The following is a 15,899-nucleotide window of genomic DNA, read 5'->3' as shown; positions in this document are numbered from 1 at the left end:
ATGGCAAGTTCGGTGGACCGAATCTTTCGATGGGTATAGTCTGAACTTCGCCCGCCGGACAGCCGAATCATCACCACCGCGGGCGCAGCAGAGGAGAACGCGATGACCTTCACGAGCACCCGGGTGAGCCCCCGACCCACCACTGCCCTGCGCAGCGTCGACGTCGCAGGCATCGCGTGGCCGGTCTACAAACTGGAAGCCCTCGCGCTGGGATCATTCGTGTTCGTCGCGATGCTCGTGATCGCCGGGTCCCTGCACGCCGCAGTACTCGCCGGTGCCGCGATCGCGGTCGCGGCCTGGTGGACGCTGCGCCTCACCGAGCTACACCCGACCGCGCCTGCATCACCCCGTCAGGCAGCCGGGTCCCAGTAGCGCCTTCAGGTCTCCCATCAACGCCGATGTCGGCGTGACGCGCAGACTGTCGTCCAGCTTCATCGTGGTGATCTTGTCGCCGCTGACCAGCCGAAGGTGCACATCCGAGGTTCCCGGGTGGCTTGACAGGACTCGTTTGAGAGCACCGACCTTGTCCGCCGTGCACAGCCGGGTCGGCAGACTGACCGCGAGAGGCTTGTCGATACCGATCGCCGAAAGATCGGGCACCGCAAGGTCGTTCGCGATCAAGGAGACTCGGTCGTCGCGCACCGACACCCGACCCTTGACGAGTACCACCGAGTCCTCGGTGACATCGGCGCCGAACACCGAGTACGCCTGTGGGAAGAACAGCACTTCGATACCACCGGCCAGATCCTCGAGCTGAGCCGACGCCCACGTCAGACCGTTCTTGTTGATCCGCCGGTTGACCGAGGCCAGAATTCCGCCGACGGTGACCTGAGTGCCGTCCTTGATGTCACCTTCGAGAATGGTCGGGATATTGCAGTCGGACTTCGCGGCCAGCATGTGCTCGACGCCCAGGAGCGGGTGGCCGGAGACGTACAGGCCGAGCATCTCGCGTTCGAGAGCGAGCCGGTGCTTGGATTCCCACTCCTCGTCCGGCACCCGAACGTTGAACACTACCGAGATGGACTCGTCGGCGTCCTCGCCGCCGAACAGGTCGAACTGACCTATCGCCTCGGCCTTCTTGGTGCCCATCACCGCGTCGATCGCGTCGGCGTGAATGAGCATCAGGCCCTTGCGCGGATGGTCGAGCGAGTCGAAAGCGCCTGCTTTGATGAGGGATTCGGTGACCTTCTTGCTGCAGGCTATTGCGTCGATCTTGCCCAGGTAGTCCGAGAAATCGGTGTACTTCGACTTCTCGGATCGCGCCCTGATGATCGAGGCGACCACGTTGGTGCCCACGTTGCGCACTGCACCGAGACCGAACCGAATGTCCTTGCCGACCGACGCGAAGTTCAGCTCGGATTCGTTGACGTCGGGAGGCAGCACGGTGATGCCGAGCTTGCGGCAGTCGGCAAGATAGATCGCGGCCTTGTCCTTGTCGTCGCCGACGCTGGTGAGCAGGCCGGCCATGTACTCGGCCGGGTAGTTCGCCTTGAGATACGCGGTCCAGTACGACACCAGCCCGTAGCCCGCCGAGTGCGACTTGTTGAACGCGTAGCCGGCGAACGGCAGCACGGTGTCCCACAGCGCCTTGATGGCCGCCTCGGAGAAACCGTTGTCCAACATGCCCTGTCGGAACCCGGCGTACGCCTTCTCGAGCTCGGAGAGCTTCTTCTTACCCATGGCGCGGCGCAACAGGTCGGCTTGGCCGAGGGTGTACCCGGCGACCTTCTGCGCGAGCTGCATGATCTGCTCCTGGTAGACCACCAGGCCGTACGTCTCACCGAGAATCACCTTGAGTGGCTCTTCGAGCTCGGGGTGAATCGGCTTGACCTCTTGCCTACCGTTCTTGCGGTCGGCGTAATCGTTGTGGGAGTTCATGCCCATCGGACCGGGGCGGTACAGAGCCAGGACGGCGACGATGTCCTCGAAGCCGGTGGGCTGCATGCGGCGCAGCAGGTCTCGCATAGCGCTGCCGTCGAGCTGGAACACGCCGAGTGTGTCTCCACGCGAGAGCAGATCGAACGTGGCCGGATCGTCGAGCGGCAGTGCGTCGAGGTCGATCTCGATCCCGCGGTTGGCCTTGATGTTGTCGATCGCGTCACCGATGACGGTGAGGTTGCGCAGACCCAGGAAGTCCATCTTGAGCAGACCGATGGCCTCGCACGACGGGTAATCCCAGCCGGTGATGATCGCGCCGTCCTGCGCGCGCTTCCACACCGGAATGGCGTCGGTGAGCGGCTCCGAGGACATGATGACCGCGCAGGCGTGCACGCCTGCGTTACGGATCAGGCCCTCGAGGCCCTTGGCCGTCTTGTAGATCGTCGCGACGTCGGGGTTGGAATCGATGAGCGCACGGACCTCGACGGCCTCCTTGTAGCGCTCGTGGGACGGATCGGTGATGCCGGCCACCGAGATGTCCTTGGCCATGATGGGCGGCGGCAGCGCCTTGGTGATTTGATCGGCGATCCCGAAACCCGGCTGACCGAACTGCACCCGCGCCGAGTCCTTGATGGCCGCCTTGGTCTTGATGGTGCCGAAGGTGATGACCTGAGCGACGCGATCGCTGCCCCACTTCTCGGTGGCGTAACGCACCATCTCCCCGCGGCGACGATCGTCGAAGTCGATATCGATATCGGGCATCGACACGCGCTCGGGATTGAGGAATCGCTCGAACAGCAGACCGTGTGGCAACGGATCGATGTTGGTGATGCCCATGGCATAGGCCACCAGCGACCCGGCCGCGGATCCTCGGCCGGGCCCGACGCGGATGCCGACGGCCTTGGCATGGTTGATCAGGTCGCCGACCACGAGGAAGTAGGCCGGGAAGCCCATTTCCAGGATGACCTTGATCTCGTACTCTGCCCGCGCGAGGTAGTCCTCGGCCGGGCCGTCGGGGAACCGACGCTCGAGACCGGTCATGACCTCGTGACGGAGCCAGGTGCCCTGGGTGTGGCCCTCGGGAACCGGGAAGATGGGCATCCGGTCTCGGTGCGCCCACACCTCGTCGTACGGCTGGACTCGCTCGGCGATGAGCAGCGTGCTGTCGCAGGCACCGGGCACCTGGTCGTCCCACAGTGCACGCATCTCGGCGGCCGACTTGAGGTAGTAACCGTCGCCGTCGAACTTGAAGCGGGTGGGGTCACTCAGAGTTTTACCGGTCTGAATGCACAGCAGCGCCTCGTGGTTCTCGGCAGCATCCTTGGTGACGTAGTGGCAGTCGTTGGTAGCGAGCGGCGGGATGGAGAGCTTCTTACCGATATCGAGCAGACCCTCGCGGACGCGTCGCTCGATGGACAGGCCGTGATCCATCAGTTCCAGGAAGAAGTTGTCCGGTCCCCAGATCTCCTGCCACTTGGCTGCAGCTTCGAGCGCCTCACGCTCCTGGCCGAGCCGGAGCCGAGTCTGTACCTCGCCGGACGGGCAGCCGGTGGTGGCGATGATGCCTTCCGCATGCGAGGCAATGATCTCCTCGTCCATGCGCGCCCATTTGCCGAGCTGACCCTCGATCGACGCGAGTGACGACAACTTGAACAGGTTGCGGACGCCGGTGGCGTTCTCGGCGACCATCGTCATGTGCGTGTACGCACCACTACCGGAGACGTCGTCGGACTTCTGGCTCCGATCGCCCCACAGCACGCGCTTCTTGTTGAACCGAGACTCCGGGGCGATGTAGGCCTCGATACCGATGATCGGTTTGATACCGGCCTTCTTGGCCTCGTTGTAGAACTCGCTGGCTCCGTACATGTTGCCGTGGTCGGTCATCCCGACCGCCGTCATCTCCAACCGCGCCGCCTCGGCGAACATGGCCCCGATCTTGGCGGCACCGTCGAGCATCGAATATTCGGTGTGGTTGTGCAGATGAACGAACGAATCGGCCACGAAGGTTCTCTCCTGAAGGTCGTGCGTTTTCGAAAATACGAGCCGCGAATGCACCCACTCTAAGCGGTGGAACCGACAGAATTTTCGTAGCTGTCGGTGTGTCCTGGGAGGACGTGACGCGTGTGACGAACGAGACTGGAGTTGCCCTCATTCCGCCGGAATCGGCCCGTCGTCCGGCAGCGGCCCGACGATGTCGACGTACTCCGGAAGCAACGGCTCGACAGCGAACTTCCCGGACACAGCGTCGGGCGGAAGCGCCTCCACCGCCCGCACTCCGTCGCGGCCGGCCACCTCGCCCAGCTCGGCCGCGGTGCCCCGCACCACCAATGTCACCACGCACGCGCATGCGCCCAGCAACCGGCGCTGCGACACCGCCTCTATCTGCGCCTGCCGGTCCCCTGCGCCGAACGATTCCGGTATCTGGCCGGCAGCGCGTGCGGTCGAGTTCGATACCGACCGTTCAGTGCCCGGAACACCGACCGTGAGTATCGGGGTTTGCACACGATCGAGCGGTACTCGGAAGAGCACCTGCGAGATGCGCACGCCGTTCGCTGCGGCATAGGCCTGTTCGGCGGTGAGTTCGCGATCGAACGACACAGAGCCCCAGCGGGGTTCGGCACCATCGGCGAGCAGGCTCGTCTCGGCACGAGCCAGGTAATCGCTCACCTGCTCACCGCTGTCCGGGCCGAGCCTGTCGGTACCCACACCCAGTTGCCGTTGCGGGTTCAGGTTCCCGACGACGGCCAGGCCCCCGATCACCAGAGTGGCAGCGGCGACGAGACCGACCACACCCGAGAATCCGCGCATCACGCCTTCCGTAGCACCTCGAGCGCATGTTCGAGGTCGGCCGGATACTTGCTCTCGATCTCCACCCAGCGGCCGTCGGACGGATGCGCGAAGCCGAGCGAACGCGCATGCAACCACTGGCGTTCGAGGCCCAGCCGTTCGGCCAATCGCGGATCGGCCCCGTAGGTCAGATCCCCGCAGCACGGGTGGCGCAGGGCCGAGAAGTGCACTCGAATCTGGTGTGTGCGACCGGTTTCCAGGTGCACGTCCAACAAACTCGCGGCCTGGAACGCCTCGACGGTGTCGTAGTGGGTCACGCTCGGCTTGCCGTCCGCGCGCACCGCGAACTTCCAGTCGTTGCTGCCGTGTCGCCCGATCGGGGCATCGATGGTTCCACTGCTCGGATCCGGATGTCCTTGCACCAGAGCGTGATAACGCTTGTCGATGGTCCGCGCTTTGAACGCACGCTTGAGCACGGTGTACGCCCGCTCGGACGTCGCGACCACCATCACCCCGGAGGTTCCGACGTCGAGACGGTGCACGATTCCCTGACGCTCGTGTGCACCGGAGGTGGAAATTCGGAACCCGGCAGCAGCCAGACCGCCGATCACGGTCGGGCCGGTCCAGCCCACGCTGGCATGAGCAGCGACACCGACGGGCTTGTCCACGGCCACGACGTCGTCGTCGGCGTAGAGAATCTCCATCCCCTCGACCGGTTCGGCTTCGATCGTCAACTCACGGGCGGGCTCGGGCAGAGTCACTTCGAGCCACGAGCCTGCGGCCAAACGATCGGACTTGCCCACGGCCCCGTGATCGACCAGAACCGAACCCTCTTCGGCCAGTGCCGCGGCGACGGTGCGCGAGAGTCCCAGCAATCGCGCGAGCCCGGCATCGACCCGCATTCCGTCCAAACCGTCGGGCACCGGCATGGAACGCGATTCCCTCACGAGTCGGCCTTCTCCGGGGCATCGGACGTGGACTTGGTCACGCGTTCGCCGTTCGGCTCGAAGCCGAACAGACTCAGCACGACGAGCAGAATCGCCCCGCAGACGATGGACGAGTCGGCGACATTGAACACCGGCCACCAGCCCACCGACACGAAGTCGACGACGTGGCCCTGGAACGGACCGGGAGCGCGAAAGAAGCGGTCGATCAAGTTGCCCAGTGCGCCGCCGAGAACCAGACCCAATCCCAGTGCCCACCACGGTGATCGCAGCGTCCGACCGATCTTGATCACACCGATGGCGACCGCGACGGCCACCACCGTCAACAACCACGTCATGCCGGTCGCCATGGAGAACGCCGCACCGGGGTTGCGCACCAATCGCAGCGTCACCACGTCGCCGACGATCTCGATCGGATTCCCGGGCTTCACGAAGTGCACGACCACAATCTTGGTCACCAGATCGAACAGCAGAATCACCGCCGCGATGGCGATCAGCAGTCGAGTTTTCAGTGGCTTCACGGGCCTGGCGACAGCACTGTCGGAATCGGTCCCCTTCGGGTCCGCGGTCTCGTTCGGTGCCGAGACACCGCTGCTCTCGGGTGTCGGGTCGTCGGCGCGGTCTTCACTCACCTGTCCATCATGGCGCATCGGCGGCGGCGGACACTCATCCGTGCCGCGCGATACGGCTACGGGCCGGGCTGTCAGTAGCCTGGTGGCCGTGAAGTCGACCGATCGCGCCAGCACTGTCCACTCCAGCACCGTCCGTGCCGGTTTCCTCGCTGCATGCTGCGCGGTGGCTCTGGTGGCGGGATGTTCGAGCACCGACACCGAACCCGCAGCCGAGCAGACAGCGTCCACGAACGAGGTGACGATCGCGGTGACGCCGACGACCACCACCGTCGTCGACCCCGGGGCCGAGCCACGCCGCGTGCTGGCTTTCGACACAGCCGACACCGACTCGCAGAACATCGACCTCACGACCACCTCCACCGTCCAACAACAGATCGACGTCGGGGCGGCGCAGGACTTCTCCAGTCCCGAATTGACGGTGCCGCTGAGCGCGTCGACGGCCGATGCCGTGCCGGAAGACGACGCCTCGACCGGGGCGACGCGGTCGATCGACCTGACCATCGGGGCCGCCACCTCACCCGACGAGGGCCTGACCGACGCACTGTCCGCGTCGGAAGGCTCCACGGCGCGGCTGGCGGCCACCGAGTCCGGAGCGATCACTGCGTTGCACATCACTCCGGCCGATGCCGCGCTCGATACCGCCAGGGCAGCCATCGAACGCTCGTTCAACGCCGCGGTGTACCGCTCCGTCGCCTTTCCCGACGCAGAAGTCGGTGTCGGTGCCGTGTGGACCATCGATCAGCAGGTGCTGAGCGGAATCACACTGAACCAGCGCACGACGGTCACGCTGCGAGCACTCGACGGCGACCGGGCGACCGTGGATATCGCCATCACACAGACACCCGAATCACCGGTGTGGAACCTCCCCGGCAATTCCGGCACGCTGAACATCGCGTCGTACACCTATACAGGCGCGGGAACCCTCGACATCGACCTGACACAGCCGCTTCCCGTCGGTGGGACGATCACCGCGGGTGGCGATCAGATGTACACCGATCCCGACAGCACGACCGTGTTGCGGCAGACGGTCGGAGATTCGATCACCTGGGGTGACCGATGACACGAACCACCACGCGTCTGCTGGCCGGGCTGTCGTTGGTCGGACTCGCCGCAGCCGCCGGATGCAGCTCGGACGAACCGTCTCAGGCCACCGCGCCGGCACCGACTGCCGTCGCCGCTCCGGATCCCCTGCTCGGTGTGCCCATCACCGACAGCGCCGTTCTGACGGCATCGATGCTGGGGCTGGGCGACTTGCCGGACGGCTTCTCCTCGATTCCGGACCCGGTCCGAGATCTGGGATTGGACCCGGCCCCCGACTACGACTCCCCCGACAAGTCCAGTACCGACCCGTCTGCGTGCGCGGCCGTACTGGCACCGGTCTCGGAACAACTCGGCGGTGCGGCGTCGTCCGCGGTGGCTCGCTTCTCGGGGCCGAACTTCTCGTCGATCGACGAGGACGCGGCGAGCTACACCGGGACCGGAACAGCAGAGGCATTCGCATCGGTGCAGCAGGCGTGGACCGGGTGCGCCGAGTTCACCGGCACGGATGCGGACGGGGTGAGCGTCGAGTACGCGTTGGCGGGCCGCGAGCAGCGGCAGATCGGTGACGCGTCCGCCTCCATTCGTCTGACCACCAGCAGCGAGGGATTCACGTTGATCTCCGACGTCGTGGTGGCCGTGGTCGATTCGACCGTCCTGCAGATCGTCGTCTCGGATCAGAGCGGACTCGAACCCGCGACTGTCACGGCCGTGGCCGAGGCCGCCGCCGACCGTATCCGAACGGCCACGCCCAGCGCCTGAGTCGGTACGAGCCTCCGAACGAAGAACTGCCGGTGACATGTCCCCGAGGGGAGATGTCACCGGCAGTTCAGGTGCGGTCAGAGACGATCGGCAGGACTCAGGGTGCGGGGCACGCCGGGCTGGTCAGCTGCGCGAGCGAAACGATGCCGCAGGCGTTCTCCTTGGAGAGCTTCCACACGCCGTCCTCGGGGACGAACTGGAACGTGCCGGGGTTGGCCTGCCCATTGAGGGTGATGGTGATGCCCGCGTTGAGAACACCGGTGCCGAGGTCGTCGATGCTGGTGATCTCGATCTGAGCATTGTTGGCCACAGCAGCCGCGGCGACCTGGTTGATCAGATCCGGGTCCTCGGACGCGCCCTGGATCAGAGCCGCCTTCTCCTCGACCGGGACGTTCGGATCCAGTCCACGCATGAGCTGGGTGTTGAGCTCCTCGACCGTGGGTGCCGGCGGGTACGCGCCGCCCTCGGGAGCAGCGACCGCGGAGGTGGTCGTGGCGGCCGTCGTCGTCGTATCCGTCGTGCCGCCGTCGTCGGAACTGCAGGCGGTCATGGTGAGGGCTGCGGCGATGGCGATACCGGCAACCATTGCCCGTCGGGTGTTGCGAAGCTTCAAGTGCTTGTCCTTTTCACTCTGAGTCACGTCTCGATCGTTCTGTGACTCGTCGGTCGTTGCGGGTAGTGGTCGTCTCGGACCGGAGTCCACTATGTCAGCTCGGATCGGTCGAGACACAACCCGTAACGCCTACCTGTGAAACCTCACAGAGTTTCCTCAGCTCTGCCACAACTCACTTCAGGCTGTCGAGAACATCGGCGACGACCAGGTTCTCGTCCGATTCGGCGAAAGTACGCGCGGTCCCGGGCCCGGTGGTGCGGGTCTCGAATCGCACGGTCACCACCGCGTGCCCGGCGCCCTGCACCCAGCCGTGACCGAATTCGGGATGCCGAACGTCCATGCCGGGCTGCCACCGCGGGCCGTCCGGAACGACGACGTCCGCGGCGGCCTCCACCGCCACTGCCGACTCCTCCGTCGCGTCTGCCGCATCCACGACCGGTTCGTGTTCGAGTTCGGGGAACAGCGATCCTTGCCGAACGGCCGACAGCCCGGCCAGACCGACCCCGACCAGTCGGATCGGTCCGACGTCGACGGGATCGACCGCCAATCGCTGTGCCGTGGCCACAATGGTCTGCTTGTCCACGGTCGCGTACGGCAACGTCGCCGATCTGGTGATGATGCTCATGTCGGACTTGCGCAGTTTGAGCACTACCGTCCTGGCACCCCGACCGTCCTTCAGCAGTCTGCGATGCGTGGACTCGACGATGGCCTCGATGGCAGGCCGAAGCTGAGCGAGAGAGATCACATCCTGCGCGAACGTGGTTTCGGCGCTGACCTGCTTGGCCTCGGCGCGCTCGGCCACCACTCGATTGTCGATGCCGCGCGCCAGCTGATGCAGGCTCGGCCCCATCGTGGCACCGAGAATCGACGCCACCTCGGACTCGGGGGTGGCCACGAACTTGCCGATCGTATCGATTCCCAAGCGCCGCAGCCGTTCTCCAGCCACCGGGCCGATCCCCCACAGCTTCCGCACCGGCAGGGCAGCCATCAGCTCGGCCTGTATTCCTGGAGCGACGACGGTGATTCCATCGGGCTTGGCCAGGCCCGACGCGATCTTGGCGATCTGTTTTCCCGATCCAGCACCGATCGAGGCCACCAAACCGGTCTCGGCCAACACCAGGGCACGCAGATCCGCGCAGAACTGCTCGACCTCGCTCACCGTCGCGCCGGCCAGTTCGACCGGCTCCCCGAACGCCTCGTCGATCGAGAGTTGTTCGAGGACGGGCATCCGCCCCCGCAATGCCTCGAACCCCCGTCGACTCAACTCCGAGTACAGCGGGAACCGCGGCGGCAGCACCACCGCACTCGCACCGACCAGTCGACGTGCCTGATGCATCGGCATCGCTGATCGGGCTCCGAACGCACGCGCCTGGTAGCTGCAGCCCGCCACCACACCTCGCCCGCCTGCTCCGCCGACGAGAACCGGGCGGCCCCGCAGCGTGGGCCGAGTCAGTTGTTCGGCGGACGCGAAGAACGCATCCATGTCCAGGTGCAGCACCCATCGGCGACTCCGCAGGGTGTCGTCGGCGATGTTCGGCACGGTCAGCGAGGATCGACGGTGAAGCCGAGCGCCTGACCAGCGCGTTCGGGTGTCGGATCCGACCACAGCTCACCGTAGTTCTCTGTCGTGGTCAACGATCGGGTGTCGGCGGCGTCGATGTACAGCGTTCCGCCGAGGTGGTCGGTCTCGTGAGCCACGATTCGGGCCGGCCAGCCGCGAACCACCTCGTCGATCTCGTGACCGAATTCGTCGGTGCACTCCAGCCGTACCTCGGCTGCTCGGGTCACGACGGCCTGGTAGCCGGGGACGCTGAGGCACCCCTCGTAGAAGCCTGCCGTCCTCGACCCCACCGGGGCGTACCTGGGATTGACCAGCACTCGGAACGGCAGCGGGGTGCGCTCTCGTGCACGAGCGACAGCCATGTCGACGTCGAACAAATCCTCGATCACCGCGATCTGCAGCGGGATGCCGATCTGCGGCGCAGCGAGCCCGACGCCCGGTGCGGCGTGCATCGTCGCCCGCATCACCTCGATCAACTCCGCGAACGTGTCGGCGTCGAGTTGCCCGTCGTACGCCGTTGCCTGCGAACGCAGAACCGGGTTGCCTGCGGAGACGATCGGCACGACGCCGCCGCGAGCTCCGGCGAGGAGCTCGCGGACGGCACCGTCCACCTCGGTCACGCCGATCACATGCCCTTCGCTCGCATGCCCTTCGCTCACGACGACTTCGTGACCGCTGCCCGAACTCCTTCACCGAGATCGCTGCCGTCGTCTCCGACGTGTCCGTCGACGAGCGAGAGTGCGAGCACCTCGCGCGCGATCAGATCCCGATGAGTGTCCAGCCACGCCTGGCGGTGCTCGGGCACCTCGATGACGATGTCGATGCGGTCCGAGACGTCGAGCCCGTGGTTACGACGCGCGTCCTGGAGTTCGCGGATGCGGTCCTTGGCCCAGCCCTCCGCCTCGAGCTCCTCGGTGACGGCGGAATCGAGCACCACCAGGCCGGCGTTACCGGGCAGTGGTGCCGTCGACTCCGGCTCCGCGGCAACGAGTTTGCGGGTGTACTCCTCGGGCAGCAGCGCTATTCCTGCTGCGCTCACGACACCGTCGGCATCCTCTTCCCAATCGCCTGCCTTGACGGCCTTGATGACCTTCTGGACGTCCTTGCCGATACGCGGGCCCGCAGCACGCGCGTTGACGACGAGCTCGAACTTTCCGTGTACGGCAACGTCTTCGGTGAGATCGATCTTCTTGACGTTGACCTCGTCGGCGATGATGTCGACGAACGGACGCAGGCGCTCCGCATCGGCGGCGGCAACCGTCACCTCGGGCAGTGGCAACCGCACTCGTAGGTTCTGCGCCTTACGCAGACCGAGCACAGTCGAGCACACGGTACGAACCTCGTCCATGCTCTCGACGAGTTCCGGATCCGACGGCAGCTCGTCGGCCTCGGGCCAATCCGTCAGGTGTACCGAGCGGCGACCGGTCAAGCCCCGCCACACCACTTCGCTGATCAGCGGCAACAATGGAGCTGCGATGCGCGTGAGCACCTCGAGCACCGTGTGCAGGGTGTCGATCGCGTCGGCATCCTCGCTCCAGAACCGCGAACGAGACCGTCGCACATACCAATTGGTCAGTGCATCGCAGAACGTACGCAGCTCGTCGCACGCACCGGCAATGTCGTTGCCCTCGAGCGCGTCGGTGATCGCGTCACGGGTGGCCGACAGCTTGGCGAGAACGTAGCGATCGAGCACATGCGGCGAATCGGTACGCCACTGGCCGGGCGTCGAGGCGTAGAGCTGAAGAAAGCTCCACGCATTCCAGATCGGCAGCAGTGCCTGCCGCACGCCCTCGCGGATGCCCTGCTCGGTGACGATCAGGTTGCCACCGCGCAGGATGGGTGACGACATCAGGAACCACCGCATGGCGTCGGAGCCGTCGCGGTCGAAGACCTCCTTGACGTCCGGGTAGTTACCCTTGGACTTGCTCATCTTCAGACCGTCGTCGCCGAGCACGATGCCGTGTGCGGCAACAGTTTTGAACGCAGGCCGATCGAAGAGCGCGGTCGCCAGCACGTGCAGCGTGTAGAACCAGCCGCGGGTCTGCCCGTTGTACTCGACGATGAAATCGCCCGGGTTGTGCGTGGAGAACCACTCCTCGTTCTCGAACGGGAAGTGCACCTGCGCATACGGCATCGAGCCCGACTCGAACCAGCAGTCCAGCACCTCGGGAACCCGACGCATCGTGGACTTACCGGTCGGGTCGTCCGGGTTGGGGCGCGTCAGGTCATCGATGTACGGACGATGCAGATCCGTCGGACGCACCCCGAAGTCACGCTCGAGCTCGTCCAGGCTGCCGTACACGTCGAGACGAGGGTAGGCGGGGTCGTCGGATGTCCACGCCGGGATAGGGCTGCCCCAGTACCGGTTTCGGCTGATGTTCCAGTCGCGTGCACCCTCGAGCCACTTGCCGAACTGGCCGTCCTTGATGTGCTCGGGCACCCAGGTGATCTCCTGGTTGAGCTCGACCATCCGATCACGGAACTTGGTGACCGCGACGAACCACGACGGCACCGCCATGTAGATCAGCGGCTGACCGCTGCGCCAGCTGTGCGGGTACGAGTGCTCGATGGTCTCGTGCCGCAGCAGGCGGCCCGAGGCCTTGAGGTCCTTGATGATCACTGGGTTGGCATCGAACACCATCAGACCCTCGTACGGCGGCACCAGCGAGGTGAACTTTCCGCCCGCGTCGAGCGGTTGCACCACCTCGATACCGTTCTCGGTGGCAACGTCCATGTCCTCTTCACCGAAAGCGGGTGCGAGGTGCACGATTCCGGTGCCCGAATCGGTGGTGACGTAGTCGGCCTGCAGCACGCGGTGTGCGTTCTCGTGGCCGAGGAAGAAGTCGTACGGCGGTGCATAGGCGAGTCCGACCAACTCGGAGCCGGTGTGCTCCGAGAGCACATCCGGCTCGTCCCCCAGTTCCTTCGCGTAGTGCGGAAGACGCGCAGCGGCAAGCACGTAACGCTCACCGTCCGTGCCTCTCACCTGCACGTAGTGCACCTCGGGGTGCACAGCGATCGCCAAGTTGGACGGGAGGGTCCACGGAGTGGTGGTCCAGATCAGTGCGTTCGCGCCGTCCAGCGGAGAGCCGGGAGCCGTCAACGGCATCGTGACGGTGACCGCGGGATCCTGACGCATCTTGTATGCGTCGTCCAGGCGGGTTTCCTGATTGGACAAGGGCGTCTGCTCGTACCAGCTGTACGGCAGGACTCGGTAGCCCTGGTAGATCAAGCCCTTGTCGTGCAGCGTCTTGAACGCCCACATGACCGACTCCATGAAGTCGACGTCGAGGGTCTTGTAGTCGTTGTCGAAGTCGACCCACCGCGCCTGCCGGGTGACGTAGTCCCGCCACTCGTCGGTGTACTGGAGCACCGACTGCTTGCAGTAGGCGTTGAACTTCGCCAGGCCCATCTCGTCGATCTCGGACTTGTCCTTGATGCCGAGCTGCTTCTCCGCTTCCAGTTCTGCGGGCAGACCGTGGCAATCCCAACCGAAGCGGCGCTCGACCTTCTTGCCACGCATGGTCTGGAAACGCGGGACGAGATCCTTGACGTACCCGGTGAGCAGATGTCCGTAGTGCGGCAGGCCGTTCGCGAACGGAGGACCGTCGTAGAAGACGAACTCCTCGGCATCTGCGCGGTTGTCGATACTGGCCCGGAACGTACCGTCCTCGGCCCACTCGTGCAGCACGATGCGCTCGAGATCGGGGAACGGAACACTTCCCGAGCGACCCTCGGCGAGATCCACCAGCGGGTAGGACGAGCTCTTCGGATGTGCGCTCGAATCTGTCATGTCTGTCTCCTCCGTGCCGGACGCGTACGAGACGCGACACCTGTTGGCACGGGGACGACATTCGACGATCTGGACGCCGAATACCGCGGTACCACCCCGCTTGCTCGCACTCGACGGTTCTACCGTCGGAACGAGCCACTCCACGTGAGCTGTGACGGGCTCACCCGTTCGGTTCTACTGAACGTCCATCCGAAACACCTGGGCGCTTCGCATCAACGTCGTTCTTCCGAAGGCTCCCCGGTGATGGCCGGATCGACGCCTGAAACTACCTGTCCGAAAGGTGATGCTACCTGTCGAGTTCTGGCGGTGGTCGACGGCCGGTGAGCGCACCGACCAGCAGCATGATCGCTCCGAGAATGCACACCACTATGCACGCCCATGCCCACACGACGGACCCCGTCATCAGGGCAAGAACCAAGAATCCGAAGCCGATCGCCGCTGCGCCGAGAGTCAGGACCAACACGGGATTCCTCGCTCACCACTCGCAATGACAACCAGGTCCGACGCTGCCGTCACCGGCAGCGTCGGCGGACGCATTCGAGCGTCAGTTGCCCTTGGCGTACGACTGGCTGTACCCGGACGACTGGTTGTCCTGATTGAAGTTGTCCTGGCCGTTGTCGACCGGCAGAGCCGACGAACGATTCTCGAGCTCTTCGAGCTGGGATTCGAGGTACGACTTGAGACGCACCCGGTACTCGCGCTCGAACGTCTTGAGCTGCTCGATGCGGCCTTCGAGAACGGAACGCTGCTGGTTGATCGTCGCCATGATCTCGGTGTGCTTGCGCTCGGCGTCGGCCTGCAGTGCGTCGGCCTTCTCCTTGGCCTGACGAAGCTGGGTCTCGGAGCGCGTCTGCGCATCGGAGAGCAGCGACTCGGACTTCTGCCGGGCCTCGGACATCATCGACTCGGAGCGCGTGCGTGCATCGGACACCAGACGCTCGGCGTTGGTGCGAGCATTGCCGAGCAGCTGCTCGGACTCGGACTTGGCATCACCGGTGAGACGATCGGCCATCTCCTGGGCGAGACCGAGGATCTTCGCGGCCTGCATGTTGGAGTCGCCACTCTGCTGAGGGGCTGCGGCAACGGGTGCGACCGGTGCCGGCTGCTGAACCACGGGCGCGGGCTTCGGGGGATCCACCGGGCGCGGCGGCTCGACCTTCGGTGCCGCCACCTGAGCAGGCTGCGGGTTCTGCCGAACCGAGCTCTTGGCATCCGCGAGCTCCTGATCGAGCTCACCGACTCGCTGGCGGAGGTCGGCGTTCTCTTCGATCAGTCGCGACAGCTCTTGCTCGACGAGGTCGAGGAAAGCGTCGACCTCGTCTTCGTTGTAACCACGCTTACCGATAGGCGGCTTGCTGAACGCTACGTTGTGCACATCAGCTGGAGTCAGCGGCATGGAAGGATCCCTTCACGCGTCTTGGGGCGGTAGAGCAAGCATTCAGTTATATGCCATTCCGCGCGAGTGCAGAACAATCAAACTGTAACTGGCGTCCATTCTGTCACACAGGACACGCAGCTTGCGCGCGTCCTACGTTCTAACATTCCATCTTCGGCCTCAGGCCGCGAGACCGCTGGTCACATTCCACGCGATGAAGACGACGAACAGCAGGACCATGATGGACAGGTCCAGCCGAACTCCACCGAGGTTCAGAGGCGGAATGATCCTGCGGAGAAACTTCACCGGCGGGTCGGTCACCGTGAAGATCGCCTCGAGCAAGATGACGACGACTCCCGTCGGTTGCCAATCTCTCGCAAAAGTCCTGATGAACTCGACGATGATTCGACCGATGAGAAGGAGCCAAAAAAGAAACAATACGATGTTGATCACCGTGAACACGATCACGGCTATACTCTGCCTGACTTCGCCAGGCTGAGCAAAGCGCGCTGGTCA

Annotated in this window: 14 protein-coding genes; 3 read left to right on the top strand and 11 right to left on the bottom strand. The window is 64.9% G+C overall.

Annotation, left to right across the window (positions count from 1 at the left end):
• The first annotated feature begins 102 nt into the window (after positions 1-102).
• Positions 103-372 (top strand): hypothetical protein, encoded by a 270-nt coding sequence (locus tag O4220_RS12270; RefSeq protein ID WP_269604509.1) that lies wholly within the window; start codon positions 103-105, stop codon positions 370-372.
• Here the strand turns inward: O4220_RS12270 and dnaE are convergent.
• The 4 genes from dnaE to lspA form a co-directional block, all read right to left on the bottom strand.
• On the bottom strand, positions 343-3,879 hold the full coding sequence (dnaE, locus tag O4220_RS12265) for a DNA polymerase III subunit alpha (RefSeq protein WP_269604507.1): 3,537 nt from the start codon (positions 3,877-3,879) through the stop codon (positions 343-345). The two genes, O4220_RS12270 and dnaE, sit on opposite strands and share 30 nt — an antisense overlap.
• 147 nt (positions 3,880-4,026) lie before the next feature.
• Complete coding sequence (locus tag O4220_RS12260) at positions 4,027-4,686, bottom strand: hypothetical protein (RefSeq protein ID WP_032379029.1); 660 nt, start codon at positions 4,684-4,686, stop codon at positions 4,027-4,029.
• A complete protein-coding gene (locus tag O4220_RS12255) occupies positions 4,686-5,612 on the bottom strand; it encodes an RluA family pseudouridine synthase (protein ID WP_032379030.1) in 927 nt (308 codons plus the stop codon). Before O4220_RS12255 ends, O4220_RS12260 begins: the two co-directional genes overlap by 1 nt.
• Positions 5,609-6,259, bottom strand: coding sequence for a signal peptidase II (gene lspA / locus O4220_RS12250; protein WP_080730625.1), 651 nt, complete (start codon positions 6,257-6,259; stop codon positions 5,609-5,611). Before lspA ends, O4220_RS12255 begins: the two co-directional genes overlap by 4 nt.
• A gap of 70 nt (positions 6,260-6,329) precedes the next feature.
• On the opposite strand from lspA, the gene O4220_RS12245 reads away from it, so the two are divergent.
• Together O4220_RS12245 and O4220_RS12240 are read left to right on the top strand one after the other, a co-directional pair.
• On the top strand, positions 6,330-7,301 hold the full coding sequence (locus O4220_RS12245) for a hypothetical protein (RefSeq protein ID WP_269604501.1): 972 nt from the start codon (positions 6,330-6,332) through the stop codon (positions 7,299-7,301).
• The gene (locus O4220_RS12240) at positions 7,298-8,041 is read left to right on the top strand and encodes a sensor domain-containing protein (protein ID WP_032379032.1); all 744 of its coding nucleotides are present in this window, start codon (positions 7,298-7,300) and stop codon (positions 8,039-8,041) included. The genes O4220_RS12245 and O4220_RS12240 overlap by 4 nt, the downstream gene beginning before the upstream one ends.
• Positions 8,042-8,138: 97 nt before the next feature.
• Here the strand turns inward: O4220_RS12240 and O4220_RS12235 are convergent, their stop codons facing one another.
• The 7 genes from O4220_RS12235 to O4220_RS12205 all read right to left on the bottom strand — a co-directional run bounded on the left by O4220_RS12235 (position 8,139) and on the right by O4220_RS12205 (position 15,851).
• Complete coding sequence (locus tag O4220_RS12235) at positions 8,139-8,627, bottom strand: hypothetical protein (protein WP_371829189.1); 489 nt, start codon at positions 8,625-8,627, stop codon at positions 8,139-8,141.
• A gap of 199 nt (positions 8,628-8,826) precedes the next feature.
• Positions 8,827-10,137, bottom strand: a complete 1,311-nt coding sequence (locus O4220_RS12230; protein WP_420030380.1) for a DNA polymerase IV — start codon at positions 10,135-10,137, stop codon at positions 8,827-8,829.
• Positions 10,138-10,196: 59 nt separating this feature from the next.
• The gene (locus O4220_RS12225) at positions 10,197-10,874 is read right to left on the bottom strand and encodes a peptide deformylase (RefSeq protein WP_269604494.1); all 678 of its coding nucleotides are present in this window, start codon (positions 10,872-10,874) and stop codon (positions 10,197-10,199) included.
• Positions 10,871-14,008 (bottom strand): isoleucine--tRNA ligase, encoded by a 3,138-nt coding sequence (gene ileS, locus O4220_RS12220; protein WP_269604492.1) that lies wholly within the window; start codon positions 14,006-14,008, stop codon positions 10,871-10,873. The genes O4220_RS12225 and ileS overlap by 4 nt, the downstream gene beginning before the upstream one ends.
• A 286-nt stretch (positions 14,009-14,294) precedes the next feature.
• Complete coding sequence (locus O4220_RS12215; protein ID WP_269604490.1) at positions 14,295-14,471, bottom strand: hypothetical protein; 177 nt, start codon at positions 14,469-14,471, stop codon at positions 14,295-14,297.
• Between the two features lie 81 nt (positions 14,472-14,552).
• The gene (locus O4220_RS12210; protein WP_032379035.1) at positions 14,553-15,404 is read right to left on the bottom strand and encodes a DivIVA domain-containing protein; all 852 of its coding nucleotides are present in this window, start codon (positions 15,402-15,404) and stop codon (positions 14,553-14,555) included.
• A gap of 159 nt (positions 15,405-15,563) precedes the next feature.
• Entirely contained in the window at positions 15,564-15,851 is a 288-nt protein-coding gene (locus O4220_RS12205) for a YggT family protein (protein WP_032379036.1), read from the bottom strand.
• Between the last annotated feature and the right edge of the window lie 48 nt (positions 15,852-15,899).

The organism is Rhodococcus ruber, assembly GCF_027270735.1.
Taxonomy (GTDB): Bacteria; Actinomycetota; Actinomycetes; order Mycobacteriales; family Mycobacteriaceae; genus Rhodococcoides; species Rhodococcoides rubrum_A.
This window is presented reverse-complemented; position numbering and strand designations above follow the sequence as displayed.

Excerpts from the sequence above, each read along its gene's own strand:
- O4220_RS12270 (WP_269604509.1), top strand. The coding sequence starts at position 103 with ATGACCTTCACGAGCACCCGGGTGAGCCCCCGACCCACCACTGCCCTG.
- O4220_RS12260 (WP_032379029.1), bottom strand. The coding sequence starts at position 4,686 with ATGCGCGGATTCTCGGGTGTGGTCGGTCTCGTCGCCGCTGCCACTCTG.
- lspA (WP_080730625.1), bottom strand. The coding sequence starts at position 6,259 with ATGCGCCATGATGGACAGGTGAGTGAAGACCGCGCCGACGACCCGACA.
- ileS (WP_269604492.1), bottom strand. The coding sequence starts at position 14,008 with ATGACAGATTCGAGCGCACATCCGAAGAGCTCGTCCTACCCGCTGGTG.
- O4220_RS12210 (WP_032379035.1), bottom strand. The coding sequence starts at position 15,404 with ATGCCGCTGACTCCAGCTGATGTGCACAACGTAGCGTTCAGCAAGCCG.
- O4220_RS12230 (WP_420030380.1), bottom strand. The coding sequence starts at position 10,137 with ATGGATGCGTTCTTCGCGTCCGCCGAACAACTGACTCGGCCCACGCTG.
- O4220_RS12240 (WP_032379032.1), top strand. The coding sequence starts at position 7,298 with ATGACACGAACCACCACGCGTCTGCTGGCCGGGCTGTCGTTGGTCGGA.
- O4220_RS12235 (WP_371829189.1), bottom strand. The coding sequence starts at position 8,627 with ATGGTTGCCGGTATCGCCATCGCCGCAGCCCTCACCATGACCGCCTGC.